The 15,750-nt window shown below is 62.2% G+C and carries 8 protein-coding genes; 6 read left to right on the forward strand and 2 right to left on the reverse strand.

Annotation, left to right across the window (positions count from 1 at the left end; translation table 11 throughout):
• Positions 1-3: 3 nt before the first annotated feature.
• On the forward strand, positions 4-1,398 hold the full coding sequence (locus JKA62_RS10465) for an efflux transporter outer membrane subunit (RefSeq protein ID WP_201817719.1): 1,395 nt from the start codon (positions 4-6) through the stop codon (positions 1,396-1,398).
• 33 nt (positions 1,399-1,431) lie between these two features.
• On the opposite strand, the gene pvdP is transcribed toward JKA62_RS10465, so the two are convergent.
• Positions 1,432-3,042, reverse strand: coding sequence for a pyoverdine maturation tyrosinase PvdP (gene pvdP, locus JKA62_RS10470; protein ID WP_201817722.1), 1,611 nt, complete (start codon positions 3,040-3,042; stop codon positions 1,432-1,434).
• Positions 3,043-3,226: 184 nt separating this feature from the next.
• On the opposite strand from pvdP, the gene pvdM reads away from it, so the two are divergent.
• From pvdM to JKA62_RS10495, 5 genes are all read left to right on the forward strand, one after another.
• On the forward strand, positions 3,227-4,597 hold the full coding sequence (gene pvdM, locus JKA62_RS10475; protein WP_011333317.1) for a pyoverdine-tailoring dipeptidase-like protein PvdM: 1,371 nt from the start codon (positions 3,227-3,229) through the stop codon (positions 4,595-4,597).
• On the forward strand, positions 4,594-5,889 hold the full coding sequence (gene pvdN / locus JKA62_RS10480) for a pyoverdine-tailoring periplasmic protein PvdN (RefSeq protein ID WP_011333316.1): 1,296 nt from the start codon (positions 4,594-4,596) through the stop codon (positions 5,887-5,889). Before pvdM ends, pvdN begins: the two co-directional genes overlap by 4 nt.
• 39 nt (positions 5,890-5,928) lie before the next feature.
• Positions 5,929-6,837 carry a dihydropyoverdine dehydrogenase gene (gene pvdO, locus JKA62_RS10485; RefSeq protein WP_041475190.1) on the forward strand — a complete coding sequence of 303 codons (909 nt, stop codon included), beginning with the start codon at positions 5,929-5,931 and terminating at the stop codon, positions 6,835-6,837.
• Between the two features lie 87 nt (positions 6,838-6,924).
• On the forward strand, positions 6,925-8,583 hold the full coding sequence (locus tag JKA62_RS10490; protein WP_011333314.1) for a cyclic peptide export ABC transporter: 1,659 nt from the start codon (positions 6,925-6,927) through the stop codon (positions 8,581-8,583).
• A gap of 35 nt (positions 8,584-8,618) precedes the next feature.
• The gene (locus JKA62_RS10495) at positions 8,619-12,770 is read left to right on the forward strand and encodes an amino acid adenylation domain-containing protein (protein WP_201817725.1); all 4,152 of its coding nucleotides are present in this window, start codon (positions 8,619-8,621) and stop codon (positions 12,768-12,770) included.
• A gap of 153 nt (positions 12,771-12,923) precedes the next feature.
• Here the strand turns inward: JKA62_RS10495 and JKA62_RS10500 are convergent, their stop codons facing one another.
• Positions 12,924-15,404 carry a TonB-dependent siderophore receptor gene (locus tag JKA62_RS10500; RefSeq protein ID WP_201817728.1) on the reverse strand — a complete coding sequence of 827 codons (2,481 nt, stop codon included), beginning with the start codon at positions 15,402-15,404 and terminating at the stop codon, positions 12,924-12,926.
• Between the last annotated feature and the right edge of the window lie 346 nt (positions 15,405-15,750).

Genomic DNA, 15,750 nt, shown 5'->3' on the forward strand with positions numbered 1-15,750 from the left:
TCTATGAAACCGCAACTGAGCCTGTTGACCCTTTGCCTGATGCTGAGCGCCTGCGGCAGCCCCGCGCCACGCCCGGAAAGCGGCGTGACCGCCCCCGCCGCGTGGCAGTCGCCGACCGGGCAATCGGTGGCGCAGACCAACCAGCAATGGTGGACGCATTTCGCCAGCCCGCATCTGAACCTGCTGATCGGGCAGGCGCAAAGCGGCAGCCACGACCTGGCCGCCGCCATTGCCCGCGTACGTCAGGCACGCGCCAGCACAGTGATCGCGGGCGGTTCGCAATTACCGGAACTAACCGCAGGCCTGAACGCCAACCGCCAGAAACTGCTGCGCGGCAACGGCTACAGCCAACTGGATGCCGACAGCAGCAACAAGGCCGTGGACTACTTCGACGCCAACCTCAGCGCGAGTTATGAAATCGACTTCTGGGGCGGTCAGGCCGCCACCCGCGAGAGCGCCCGCCAGGGCCTGCGCGCGAGTGAGTTCGATCAGGCCACCGTGGAATTGACCCTGCTCAGCGACGTCGCCAACCGCTACACCCAGGCGTTGTCATTGCAGGAACAAAGCCGCATTGCCGCGCTGAACCTGGCCAACGCGCAGAGTGTTCTGCAACTGGTGCAGACCCGTTTCAACGCCGGCTCGGCCACCGCGCTGGAACTGGCCCAGCAGAAAAGTCTGGTGGCCGCGCAACAGCGGCAACTGCCGACGGTGCAGCAACAGGCCGAGGACGCGCGAATCGGTCTGGCGGCACTGCTCGGGCGACCGGTGCAAGAGCTGCCACCGAGCATCGAGTCGTTCGACCAACTGCAGTGGCCACAAATCGCTGCCGGGCTGCCCAGCGACCTGCTGACCCGACGCCCGGACATCGCCCGCGCCGAAGCGCAACTGGCAGCCGCCCGGGCAGACGTCAAAGTCGCCCGCGCCGCCATGCTGCCCAAGGTCACCCTGAGCGCGCAGCTGGGCTCCGGCGCCAACCGCTTCGACGATGTGATGCGTAGCCCGTTCTACAACCTCACCGCCGGGCTGATCGCACCGATCTTCAATAACGGTCGCCTGTCCGCAGAACGCGACAAGGCAACCGCCCGCCAGGAAGAACTGTTGGAAACCTATCGCGGCGCGATCATCAATGGCTTCGCCGACGTGGAAAAAGCCCTGAACAGCATCCAGGGCCTGGATCAACAGCGACAATGGCAGACCGAAGAGTTGAATCAGGCACAGACTGCGTTCAACCTTTCGCAAAGCCGCTATCAGGCCGGCGCCGAAGACCTGCTGACCGTGCTGGAGACCCAGCGCACGCTGTACGCCGCGCAAGACCTCAACGTGCAACTGCGACTGGCGCGGATGCAAGCGAGCATTGCGTTGTACAAAGCGTTGGGTGGGGGCTGGGAGACGCGCTGAAAAACAAAAGATCGCACGCAGCGATCTTTTGCTTCAAACCTTGGCTTTCAAATGACGCGCATACCACGGCCGTTGCGGCACGCGGCGGAACAGTGCGGCGAGTTTTTTCTCGTCGCCGATGAAGGTGATACGCAACGCCAGCTTCATGGTCTCGGGGTCCATTTCCACGGACTTGCCCACCTGCAACCCCGGCGTGGTGCTGCAACCGTGGGTGGTCGGCCCCAGCCACGGATCCGCGACCTCGTTCCAGCGTCCCGGCGCAAACCACTGCACACCGTTGACCACTTGCCGCGTTACTTCGCCCGGATGGAAACGCTCGTGAGCGCGGAACCAGTCCTCGATGCGGTCATCGATCCAGCCGTGGAAATGCCAGAACACCGGGTTGACGTGGGATGAAAACGGATCGCCGAGGAAGTCGTTTTCCGCCGCAAACCAGCGCGCGGCGAAATCCGCCGGATCACGGGCAAACGGCACCGGCTGGCCGTTGGACGGATCACGCGGCACCGAGGCCCAGCGCATATGCAGCCAGTCATGCAGCCCCAACTCCACTTCAGAACCGAACTGACCCAGCGTGAGTTTGGCCAGATAAGCCGGATCGCGGTATTGCGATTCCCATACCTGAAAGTTGCTTTCGTAGGTCTCGGCGGTTTTCAGGTCGCTGACCCACTGGCTGTATTCGTTGTCGCCATCGGCCAGCCACGTCGGCGGCAGTGCCGTGCCGTCGTGGTTGTCGAAGTAACGGGCGAAACCGACCCGGTCGCGGATCAGCTCGGGCTGCGGCAGCGGGAAGTATTCCCACGACGGCAGATCCTGCATCGAACGCGCCGTGCCCAGCATATGCCGGTGCATGAAGAAAAAGTCGACGCCCGAGCCGTTACGATCCTTGCGATCGCCACGGGCATCGCGCTCCTTGCCGCGCGGGCCGGGTTGCCAGCCGAGACCGCGCAACGCATTGCGTTTGTCTTCGGCCAGGGTGTGCCACTTGTCCCGCGTGGCGTGCCAGACCTGGTGAAACAACCGGTGTTCGGGGGAGATCAGCCACGCCAGCAGCGTCGGGTTCAGCGGCGTACGCTGCCGCGCTTCGGGGAATAACTGTTTCACGGCAATGAAGCGGTTGTCCTGCATCGGCAAAGCCAGCGGCCGATCCAGACGTGACACCCGACCGCTGAGGCTGCCGCTGCCGGCGTTGCCGAAGTCGGCCCAGACTTCGTCAAGGATCATTTGCAGTTCGTAGTCGATATGGCCGTTGGCACTGATCAGCCGCCAGCTCAACTTCGCCGCGTCGCCCTCGGCCAGATCACCGATTATTCGGTAACGCGGTGTTTCGCCAGAGCGCAGACGCTCGGGCGTATCCAGAAAGCCGCAGACACCGCGCCCCTTCTGGCCGATGTCGAGAAACACTTGCAGACCGCTCGCCGGCAGCCCTTCGACACCCGCGTCGCGGCCCTCGAAACGGATATCCCAAACCCCGCGCAATTTGTTCGCCAAACGCTGACCGGCCATGTCGGCCACGTCGAACGACGCCTCGCCGGGGGTGATCGTGGGGTCCGGTCTGGTCCATTCACGATGACCAAAATAAGCCGCAGGCACCGCAGCGCCGGTCAGCGCCAGGCCTGCCATGAACCATCGTCGAGAAATCTTCATTGCCCTACCTGTGTCAGCCATGAAGCAGGCTTTATCCAAGCTAGAACGTACGCTGCCCCGACAAATTTAAGGGCGCCCGCGCCACAGGGCGATGCGACTAAATTTCGTTGCCAATCACTCGTTCTTTCCAGATAGCAATGGCCCCTGCGCCAGCACCTTGACGGCGAACCTGACTGAGATGGCAATGACAAAACCACGTTCGAAAAAGGCTCTTTTCATTGGCCTGCCACTGGCCCTGGCGATCAGTGCCGCAGCAGGCTTCGCAGCCTGGGATTACTGGCTCAACGACAATCCCGGCTATCCGGTCAAGGTGATGGACCAGGCCCGCGAGATGCACCAGCACCTGCTGTCCTTCGACAGCCACATCACCGTCCTTCAGGACTTCGGCACCCACGGCAATGAAGCCGACAAGGACGGCCCCGGTCAGTTCGACCTGATAAAAGCCAATCGCGGGCAACTGTCCGGTGCAGCACTGACGATTTTCGGCTGGCCGGAACTGTGGAACGGCGCCAATGCGCCGCACAAGCCTACGGCGGGTTTCGTTGAAGAGGCACGCAACCAGCAGGAGATCCGCTACAAGATCATCTCCGGGATGGTCCGCGACTTCCCCAATCAGGTCGGGATTGCCTACACGCCCGAAGATTTTCGGCGCCTGCACGGTGAAGGCAAGTTCGCGATCTTCATCAGCATGCTCAACGCCTACCCGCTGGGCCACGACCTGAACCTGCTGGACCTGTGGACGGCGCGTGGCATGCGCATGTTCGGTTTCAGCTACATCGGCAACAACGATTGGGCCGACTCATCCCGGCCGCTGCCGTTCTTCAATGATTCGCCGGATGCACTCGACGGCCTCTCCGACCTCGGCAAACAAGCGGTCAAGCGTCTCAACGATTTGGGCGTGATCATCGATGTGTCACAGATGTCGACCAAAGCCCTGGAGCAAGTCGCGCAACTGAGCCGCACGCCGATGGTGGCCTCGCACTCGGCGCCACGGGCGATGGTCGACATCCCCCGCAACCTCAGCGACAAAGAACTGCAACTGATCAAGAACAGCGGCGGCGTGGTGCAGGTGGTGGGCTTCTCGCAGTACCTGCGCCCGCTGACCCAGACCACCCAGGACAAGCTCAACGAACTGCGCAAAAGCTTTGACCTGCCGCCACTGCCCAACCTCGCCGTGGCACTGATGCCGGGCGACCCGATCATCGCCGCATGGCCCGAGGCCAAGTTCGGCCAGTACGCCAGCCGCCTCTACGCGATCCTCGACGAAGAACCCAAAGCCACGCTCAAGGACTACGGCGACGCCATCGATTACACCGTGCGCAAGATCGGTATCGACCACGTCGGCATCAGCTCCGACTTCAACGAAGGCGGCGGCGTCAAAGGCTGGGAGAACGTCGGCGACATCCCCAACGTCACCGCCGAACTGATTTCGCGCGGCTACTCCGAAGCAGACATCGCCAAGCTCTGGGGCGGCAACTTCCTGCGGGTCTGGGATCAGGTGCAGAAAGCCGCCCGACCTGCGCTGATTTCACAGCAGGACAAGATCAAGCCATGAGTGATCGTCGTACGTTTCTCAAGCAGGCGGGGATTCTCGCCGCCGGCCTGCCGCTGGCCTCGGGCATCGCCCACGGCGCCAGCACCGACAACACCACGAATGTTGCGCCAGCGGCGCCGGCACAGGACAAGTGGACGCAATTACGCACACTGTTCGAGCAGGATCCCGACTGCCTGCACTTCTCCAACTTCCTGATTACCTCGCACCCCAGACCGGTGCGTGACGCCATCGCCCTGCACCGCGCCGCCCTCGACAAGAACCCGGGGCTGGCGATGGACTGGGACCTGGGCGTGATCGAGCAGCGCGAGGAAGAGGTACGGGTCTGGGCCGGGCGTTATCTGCAAGCCGACGCCAGACAGATCGCCCTGACCGGCAGCACCACCGAGGGCCTGGCGATGATTTACGGCGGCGCCCATGTGCGTGCCGATCAGGAAATCCTCACCACTCAACACGAACACTACGCCACCCACACCATCCTCGCGCTGCGCACACAGCGTGAAGGCACCAAGGTGCGCAAGATCCGTCTGTTCAAGGATCCGCACACGGCGACCAAGGCCGAAATCCTGGCGGCGATCGACAGCAACATCCGCCCGGAAACCCGTGTATTGGGCATGTGCTGGGTGCATTCGGGCAGCGGCGTGAAACTGCCGATCGGCGAAATCGGCGCGCTGGTCGACAAGCACAACAAGGGCCGTTCGGACGACAACCGGATCATTTATCTGGTGGACGGCGTGCACGGTTTCGGCGTCGATGACCTGAGTTTCCCGGCCATGAACTGCGACTTCTTTATCGCCGGCACCCACAAATGGATGTTCGGCCCACGCGGCACCGGCATCGTCTGCAGCCGTTTCGACCAGGTCAGGTACATCACGCCGATCATTCCGACCTTCTCCGAAGCCACCGCGTTTTCCACCACCATGACCCCCGGCGGCTATCACGCCTTCGAGCACCGCTGGGCCTTGAACGAAGCGTTCAAATTGCACCTGCAACTGGGCAAGGCCGACGTCCAGGCGCGTATTCACGGCTTGAACAGCTATCTGAAAAAGCGCCTGCAGGAACATCCGCAGATCGAACTGGTGACGCCGCTGAGCCCCGAACTCTCCGCCGGTTTCACCTTCTTCCGGGTCAAGGGCAAGGACTGCGACAAGATCGCCGCCTACCTGATGCAGAACAAGGTGATCGCCGATGCCGTCGACCGCGACGTCGGCCCGGTCATTCGCAGCGCGCCGGGCCTGTTGAACACCGAACAAGAAATCGACCGTTTCATGACCGTGCTCGTCAGCCAGATCTGAGCACCGTGAACGCCTTTAAACCTGTTATCGAGAGAAATGATGAACAGTGAGCTACGTAGTTTTTCCATCAAGTCGCTCCCCGCGCTGACCCTGGCCGCCCTGCTCGCCAGCCTGTTGCCGGGACTGGCGCAGGCGGCTGAACCGCTGCAGCCGGGCAAGGTGTTCAAAGACTGCAAGGACTGCCCGGAAATGGTCGTGCTGCCCACCGGCACGTTCACCATGGGCACCCCGGAAGACGAAGTCGGCCGCGAACCGGACGAAGGCCCGATGCACCCGGTGACGTTCGCCAAACCGCTGGCCATCAGCCGCTTCCAGGTCCTTCGGGGCCAATGGGACGCCTATCTCAAGGACACCGGTTATCAGATGCCCGACGGCGATGATCGCGAGGGCCGCGCGTGCAAGGCCGGGATTCCGGATTATGCGGGCAGCGATCCGCGCAAGCAGTACACCGACAAGCATCCGGCCGTGTGCATGGACTTCGCCGAAGTCAACGCGTACGTGGCGTGGCTCTCGAAAAAGACCGGCAAGCAATACCGTCTGGTCAGTGAGTCCCTGCGCGAATACGCCGCGCGTGCCGGCAGCGCCGGGCCCTTCCCGTTCCCGTTCGATGAGGGCAAGGAATACAGCATCGCCAAACACGCCAACACCTACGGCGCCGCCGATGGCTACAACTTTACCGCGCCGGCCGGCAGCTTTCCGGCCAACGCCTTCGGCGTCTATGACATGCACGGCAACGTCTACGAATGGACCGCTGACTGCTACAACGAAAACTACGCCGGTGCCCCGAGTGACGGCAGCGCGTGGCTGACCGGCGACTGCAGCATCCGGCGCATCCGCGGCAATGACTGGGGCGAGGCGCCGGTGTTCTCGCGCTCCGGCAACCGCAACGCGGTCTACCCCAAAGTGCGGGGCGACTGGCTGGGCTTTCGTGTAGCCCGCGACCTCTGATCCACCCCGGCGGCGACCAGCGGGGCGACGCCGTCCCGGTTTTTATCGAATCAACGCCCCCCCCGGCCTTCAAAAGCGGAATCCACCATGACCACAAAATCCCGTGGCGCCATCAGCGAAGTTCTCAGCCTGCTCAAGCCCTATTGGCTGGTGGTCCTGATTTCGATCATGCTCGGCATGGTCGGCGGCCTCAGCGTCACGGCGTTGCTGGCGACCATCAATGACGCCCTGAACGCCAACGGGAGCCCGTCACTGGGTGTGCTCGCCAGTTTCGCCGGGCTCTGTGCACTGGCGCTGCTGAGTTCGATCCTGTCCGACATCGGCACCAACCATGTCGGCCAGCACATCATTGCCGGACTGCGAAAATCGCTCGGTGAAAAAGTCCTGCTGGCGCCGATCGAGCAGATCGAACGCTTCCGCAGCCATCGCCTGATCCCGGTGCTGACCCATGACGTCGACACCGTCAGCGACTTCGCGTTTTCCTTCGCGCCACTGGCCATCGCCTTCACCGTCACCCTCGGTTGCCTGGGTTACCTGGCCTACCTCTCGGTGCCGATGTTCGCGCTGTTGCTGGTGGCGATCATCATCGGCACCGTCGTGCAGTACATCGCCCGAGCCAAAGGCATCAAAGGCTTTGAAGCCGCCCGTGAAGCCGAAGACGAACTGCAAAAGCACTACAGCGCCATCGCGGCCGGCGCCAAGGAACTGCGCATCCATCGCCCGCGCCGTCAGCGCATGTTCAGCCAGCGCATCGAAGGCACCGCCGATTACATCTGCAACACCCACATCCGTTCGATCAACACCTTCGTGGTCGCCAAGACGTTTGGCTCGATGCTGTTCTTCGTGGTGATCGGCCTGGCACTCGCCCTGCAATCCTTCTGGCTGGGCACCGACAAAGCGGTGCTCAGCGGTTTCGTGCTGGTGCTGCTGTACATGAAGGGCCCGCTGGAATACCTGGTGACCACCCTGCCGGTGGTCAGTCGCGCCAACATCGCCTTCAAACGCATTGCCGATCTGGCGGAACAGTTTTCCTCCCCGGAACCGCACCTGCTGCTGAGCGACACCGCCAGCGTCAAACCGGTGGTCGAGCATCTGGAACTGCGTGATGTTCACTATGCATTTGCAGCCGTGGGCGACAACAAACCGTTCACCCTCGGCCCGGTCAATCTGTCGATCCGTCAGGGCGAAATCGTGTTCATCGTCGGCGAAAACGGCGGCGGCAAAACCACCCTGATCAAATTGCTGTTGGGGCTGTACGCGCCAAAGGGCGGGGAAATCCTGCTCAACGGTGCGCCCGTGGTGGCCGAGAACCGTGACGATTACCGTCAGTTGTTCACCACGATTTTTGCCGACTACTACCTGTTCGACGAACTGGTGCAGGGCGATCAGCAAGTGCCCGAGGACGCCAACCGCTACCTCGAACGCCTGGAGATTTCGCACAAGGTCAGCATACGAGATGGCGCGTTCAGCACCACCGACCTGTCCACTGGCCAGCGCAAGCGTCTGGCCCTGCTCAACGCGTGGCTGGAGGAACGTCCGGTGCTGGTGTTCGACGAGTGGGCGGCCGATCAGGACCCGGTGTTCCGGCGGATTTTCTACACCGAGCTGCTGCCGGAACTCAAATACCTGGGCAAGACCATCATCGTGATCTCCCACGACGACCGTTATTTCGACGTCGCCGACCAACTGGTGCGCATGCAAGGCGGCCAGGTCATCAGCGAAAAAGCCCCGGCAGCCGTCTGCTGAACCGGCCCGCCCCTGTCGAGTGTTAAGAGAAAGCCATGAACGAACTTCTTGATGATGACCTGCTGGCGCTGCTGTTGGCCGATGCCGACGCCGTCGAGCCAGACCCGGTCGCCACCCGCCGCGCGCGCCTCGATCGGGCGCCGCTGTCGTACGCCCAGCAGCGTCTGTGGCTGGTGCAGCAGCAGGCACCGGCGAATGCCGCCTACAACTTGCCGCGCGCCCTGCGCCTGGACGGTGACCTCGATCCTCAGGCGCTGGAAACCGCGCTCAACGCAGTGATCGATCGCCACGACATCCTGCGTAGTGCGTTTCGCGAAATCGACGGCGTGCCGACCCAGGTGGTCGAGCGCCAGATACGCCTGAACCTCAAGCGCCAGGACCTTTCCTCGCTGGATGAGGACACCCGTCGCCTGCACCTCGAACAACGCCTCCAGACCCAGGCCCTGCAACCGTTCGACCTGAGCCGCGCGCCGCTGATCCGCACCACCCTGGTCAAGACCGCCGAGCGTGAACATGTGCTGCTGCTGAACATGCACCACATCGTGTCTGACGCCTGGTCCAACGCGATCCTCATGCAGGATCTGGCGCGCGCCTATGCGCAGGCCAGCGCCGGCCTCGCTCCGGTGCTGAGCGAGTTGCCGATCCAGTACAGCGACTACGCGCAGTGGCAACGCAGCGAATACCTCGACGGCGTCGCCTGCAAGCGCGCCGACCATTACTGGCGTCAGTATCTGGGTCGCGAACTGCCGGTGCTTGAACTGCCCGTCGATCATGCCCGCGCCGAAGGCCAGCAACACTTGGCCGGGCGTCATTCTCTGAGCCTTGAGCCCACAGCGCTGCAAGCCCTCAACCGCTTCTGCCAGAACGAAGGCCTGACCCCGTTCGTGCTGGCGATGGGCGCGTGGCAATTGCTGCTGGGCCGTTACAGTCAGCAACGCGAATTCACCGTCGGCGTGCCCAACGCCAGCCGCAACCGCAGCGACAGCCAGGAACTGGTGGGCTTTTTTGTCAGCAGTCAGGTGTACAAGGCGACGCTCGACGGCCAGCAACCGGTGCGGGACTTCCTGCACGCCTTGCGCGCGCATTCACTGGCGACCCTGGAACACGCCGATTACCCTCTTGAGCTGTTGTTCGATCAACTGCAACGCGGCAGTGCCACCTCGCTCAATCCGCTGTTCCAGGTGCTGTTCAACTGGCGCACGGGCGGCGGCGAGCCAGCGGCCGTGGAATGGGCCGGGCTGAACCTGCAATTTCTCGATGCCGGCGAAAGCCAGGCCAAGTTCGACCTGTCGCTGGACGTCGACTTCAATCCGCAGAACCTGCAAGCCACCTTCGAATACAGCCGCGACCTGTACACCCCCGATACCATCGAGCGCATGGCCCGGCACTGGCAACAACTGCTGCTGCAACTGATCGCCAGCCCCGATTTACGCCTGGACGAGTTGCAGTTGCTTGAAGCCGAAGAGCATCGGCAGACCCTCGCCGAATGGAACCCGCAGCAGACCCGAATCGCCCCGTCGCTATGCCTGCATCAGTTGATCGAAGCGCAGGTCGCGCGCGATGGTGCCGCCATCGCCCTGACCTTCGGCGCACAACAGGTCAGCTACGCCGAGCTCAACCGCCAGGCCAACCGTCTGGCCCACCGCTTGATCGCCAACGGTGTCGGCCCGGATGTGCTGGTGGGCATCGCCGCCGAGCGCTCGCCGCAAATGCTGATCGGCCTGCTGGCGATTCTCAAGGCCGGCGGCGCCTATGTGCCACTGGACCCGGCCTACCCGGCAGATCGCCTGGCCTACATGATCGAGGACAGCCGCATCGACTGGGTGCTGACCCAGTCCCACCTGCGTGAGCAATTGCCATTGCCGGCCCACGTGCGCTGCGTGCTGCTCGACGACGCCACGAGCCTGATCGACGCCGCCGAGCACAACCCCGACGTCGCCGTTCAGCCGGACAATCTGGCGTACGTGATCTACACCTCCGGCTCGACCGGCAAACCCAAGGGCGCCCTGCTGGCGCATCACAACGTGGTACGCCTGTTCGAAGCCACCAGCGGTTGGTTCGGCTTCGATCAGAACGATGTCTGGAGCCTGTTCCATTCCTATGCCTTCGACTTCTCGGTCTGGGAGATCTTTGGTGCGTTGCTGTACGGTGGACGCCTGGTGATCGTGCCGCACGCCGTCAGTCGTTCTCCGCAAGACGTCTACACGCTGCTCTGCGAAGAAAAGGTCAGCGTGCTGAACCAGACGCCGTCGGCGTTCAAGCAACTGATGAAAGTCGCCTGTGAAGCCGACCAGCCGTTGACCCAGCACCTGCGCTACGTGATTTTCGGCGGTGAGGCGATCGAGGTGAAAAGCCTGCGCCCCTGGTTCGAACGCTTCGGCGATCAGACCCCGCAACTGATCAACATGTACGGCATCACCGAAACCACCGTCCACGTCACCTACCGGCCGCTGTCACTGGCTGACCTGAACGCCGAGTCCGCCAGCCCTATCGGCGTGCCGATTGCCGACCTGTCCTGGTATCTGCTGGATGAAGGCCTCAACCCGGTCGCCAAAGGCTGCACCGGTGAGCTGTACATCGGTCGCGCCGGGCTGGCCCGGGGTTACCTGAACCGCACCGACCTGACCGCCACGCGCTTCATCCCCGACCCCTTCGACAGTGTTGCGGGTGGGCGTCTGTACCGTACCGGCGACCTGGCGAAATACTGCAACGACGGCAGCATCGAATACGTCGGACGGATCGACCATCAAGTAAAAATCCGCGGCTTCCGCATCGAACTGGGCGAGATCGAAGCGCGACTGCTTGATCAGCCGCAGGTGCAGGATTGCGCGGTGCTGACCCACGACGGCCCGAGCGGTCTGCAATTGGTGGCCTACGTCATCGCAGCGGATTCGACGGAACTGCGCGACACTCTGATCACCGCACTGCGTGGGCAATTGCCCGATTACATGGTGCCTGCACACTTGCTGTTCCTTGAGCGCTTCCCCTTGAACGCCAACGGCAAACTCGACCGCAAAGCCCTGCCGGAACCGGATGCCAGCCTCTGGCAACGAACCTACGTGGCGCCGGGCAATCCGCTGGAAGAAGCGCTGGCCGGTCTTTGGCAGCAATCGTTGAACATTGAGCGCGTCGGGATCACCGACAACTTCTTCGAGTTGGGCGGCCATTCGATTCTCGCGATCCAGTTGATCGCCCAGCTCAAGGCACAGCTCGATATCGAAGTACGTCTGCAAGAGTTGCTGGCTCACCCGACCATCGCCGAACTGTCCGCTTTCGTCGCTCGCCAGCATTTCGCAACCGCGCAGTGTGTGGTCGAACTCAACAACGCACCGGCCGACGCACCGGCACTGTTCTGCCTGCACCCCAGCGGTGGCATCGTGTTCTGCTATCAGCCGCTGGCCAAACGCCTGAACAACCGGGCGAAAGTCTACGGCGTGATGCATCGCGGCTTCGCGCAGCAACACAACGACGCGCAAACCTGGTCGGAGATGATCGCCGACTACAGCCGTGAAATCGTCAACACCCAGCCGCAGGGGCCTTATCACCTGATGGGCTGGTCGTTGGGTGGCCCGCTGGCCATGGACGTGGCCGCGACGCTGGAGTCTCAGGGTCACGAAGTGGCGTTTCTGGGGCTGGTCGACGGCACCGTGCCGGCGTCGGCCTTCCCTGCCGACCTGCCACGCTTCCAGCGAACGGACGACGAAGCGCTCGGCGTCACCTCCGAAGAAGTGCTCGACGCCGTGCACTACTTCAATCTGTTGTTCCCGACCCTGGCACCGCGCACCGCTGCCTACCTGCAAACGTCGCCGCACGGCAGCGTCAAGGACTTCTATGACTGGGCGGCCGGTCAGGTCGAACCGGGCCAAGGCGACTTGCTGGCCGTTGTGCAGAACATCAAGAGTGAAGTCATGAACGCCCAGGCGTTCTCGGTCCACGAGCGTCTGGTGGAAGCCTTCGAGGCCTTCACCTACAAGTCTCTGCGGGTCAAACCGAGTTGCTGGTGGGCCGTCCCGGAAAAAACTGCAGAGGAACTGGCCTTCAGCCAGGCGCTGATCCAGCGTTACAGCCAGTCGGGCGAACTGAACTGCTCGCTGCTGTCACCGCTGGAACACCGCAGCATGATCTTCCAGGATGAACTGCTTGAACCCCTGATCGATACGTTCCTGAGCAACAGTCGAGTGCGCTGAGCCTCTGTGCAGGACCTGAAAAACCCCGTCAATCATTGATTGACGGGGTTTTTCTTTGGCCGCTTTTTCGTTCATCCGTCGCTGGAGCCTTTCTTCCGGGCAATAAAAAACCCGGCCTGCAATGGCAGACCGGGTTCGGGTATTACCGGTGGATCAGAACTGCGGTTTGTACGTCACGCTGAACATCACGTTACGCGGGTCGCCGTAGTAGCTGTTGCTGTTGATCTGGGCGAAGGCCGGAATGATGTAGCGCTTGTCGAACATGTTGTTCAGGTTGACGGCCAGGTTGACCTCGTCGGTAGCCTGGTAGGCAACGCGCGAACCCCAGATGGCAAAGCCTGGCAGATCGAAGCTGCGGTCGAAGCTGACCGTGCTGCTCTGGGCATTCACGCCGGCACCGACGCTGACCTTGTGGAAATCACCCGGCAGGGTGTAGTCGCCCCACAGGCGGAACATGTGCATCGGCGTACCGGTGGCGAAGCGCTTGCCCTTGAGGTCGGAGTCTTCGAGGAACTTGGTGGTGTTGTAGGTATAGCCGCTGGAAATCTGCATGCCATCGAACAGTTCGCCGGCGATTTCCGCTTCCAGACCCTGGCTGCGAACCTTACCCGACGCTGTCGAGCAGTACCAGCCGTTGCAGGCCTCAGGCCCTTCGATGTCGGTGGTCAGGTCAGACACGGCGCGGTTTTTCTGGATGTAGCGGAACAACGCCAGGGAGGTGTTGAAGCGGCCATCCATCAACTCGCCCTTGATCCCCAGCTCGTAGTTGGTGCCTTCGATCGGCTTGAGCGCAGTCTTCTCTTTGGTCAACTGGGTTTGCGGAATGAACACTTCGGCAACGCTGCCGTAGGCCGACCACTGTTCGTTGAGCGCATACACCATGCCGACGTAAGGCGTCACACGGCCGGTGCTCTTGATCGAGTTCTTCTCGCCGCCTTCCTGCAATTCGCGGGCGAAGTAGTTGTCCTGGTCGAAGGAGAAGTCATACCAGCTGGTACGCGCCCCGAGGATCAGGGTCAGCGGATCGGTCAGGTTGATCTTGTAACTGCCGTAGAGGCCCTTCTGGCGAACATCGTAGGTGCTCACGGCCAGGTTGGCGGCGTCGGCGATCATGTCGAACGACTTCTGCGGACGATTGTGATCGATGTCGAAGATGTCTACGCCGGGGGTGAACTGGCGAGCGTATTTGTCATCGCTGGTGAACTTGGAATAGTTGGCGCCCACGGTCAGGCCTTGCTTGAAGCCGAAGCCTTCAAACTGGCCGTCGAGGTAGATATCGAACGCACGGTTCTTGTTGGCAAAATCGGTCGCGTAGTCGGAGAAACGCGGACCGGTACTGCCACCCACCGGCACCACGCCGGCGATGAACTGGTAGGTCGCCTCGTTCGACTCGTTCATGGCGATGGCCGAGGCCTTGATTTTCCAGCTGTCGTTGAAGTGGTGTTCAAGGTCGGCGTACACCGCAGTCTGGTCGTTCATCGAACGGTTCCAGGTTGCACCGGTGTAGGTCGAGCGCGGCAGATTGATGTTGCTCGCGTCGGCGTAACGCGGCAGGCCCAGCAGGTATGGACGGCCGTGGCTCTTCTTGTTGCTGAAACCGATACCGAGCACGGTGTCTTCATCCAGGTCGAAGTCCAGGGCGCCGTACACGGTCTGTTCCCAATTCCAGGCGTAATCGGTGAACGAATGGTCTTTTTCATAGTTGACCACTGCGCGACCACGGATGGTGCCGGCATCGTTCAGCGGGCCACCTACGTCAGCCTGGGAGCCATAACGGTCCCAGCTGCCCGCCTTGGCAGAAAGGGTCACGGTCGGTTCGGCCTGGCCGCGCTTGCGCACCATGTTGATCGCGCCGCCCGGACTGTTCGCGCCTTGCAGCAGGCCGGCCGCGCCACGGATCACTTCCATGCGGTCGTAAATCGCCATGTTTTCAGTGATGTAGCTGCCCAGCGCATACACGTTGCGCGGGATCGGCACGCCGTCGTACTGGATCGCTTCGATGTCGAAACCACGGGAGTAAATGAAAATGCCCGGGCCCGGCGACTTCAGCGCGGTCAGGCCGGTGGTGGCTTCGACTGCCTGGGTCAGATTGCTGATGTTCTGGTCATCCATGCGCTTGCGGGTCAGGACGCTGACCGACTGCGGGATGTCCTTGAGTTTCTGCTGGCCCTTGCCGATGGTCACGGCACCGGTGGTGTAGGAATGGGTGCCTTCGGTGGTGGTGCCCAGCGCGCTGGCGTTGATCGTGGTTGCACCCAGCTCCAGCCCCTTGGCGCTGCCACTGCGCACCAGCATCAGGGTGTTGCCTTCCACGGTGAAGCGCACGTCGGTGCCGCGCAGGAGCTGGCCGATGGCCGACTCCGGTGTCATGTTGCCTTTGACTGCAAAACTCTTGAGGCCCGCCAGATCATCGGCGCTGTAGATGACCTGCATGTTGCTTTGCTCGCCAAACGCCTGCAGCGCCTGCGGCAGGGACTGTGCCGCGATATTGAAGGCTTTGTCCTCGGCCAGAACCTGAGCGCTGAGCGGCAGCAGGGACGCCATGCCCATTCCCGCCAGCACAGAGCGCGAGCGCAACGTTCGGGACATCACCAGGGCCTTGAACAGGGGTTTCAATTCGTGAATTGCGGACATTGTGCTCTCTATTATTGGTCGAAGTGGAAAAGCCTGCGGGGCGCCGAGCGCCCCTCGAAATGCACACCTGCGCTGCGGGATCGTTCAATCATGTGAATCGATCGACTGGCCCCTCCCCGGGCAGCAGTCGCCCGCGCAGAGACGCGGGCCGGTCATCGGTTGCGTAAGAAATCCGTTTGTTGCCGCGGGAAAATCTGACTGAAAAGGCCCTTTTTCGAGTCGATTCACGCGCTTACGTTAGTAAGACGGAGCAGACCGGAAAAACCGGAATGCGTTTGTTTATCATTTGTGAAATAAATTAAAAAAAACCGTCGCACTGAGGCGACGGTTTTTCCTGGCCGGACGG

It is taken from the genome of Pseudomonas sp. B7 (assembly GCF_016735645.1).
In the GTDB taxonomy this organism is placed as follows: Bacteria; Pseudomonadota; Gammaproteobacteria; order Pseudomonadales; family Pseudomonadaceae; genus Aquipseudomonas; species Aquipseudomonas glycinae.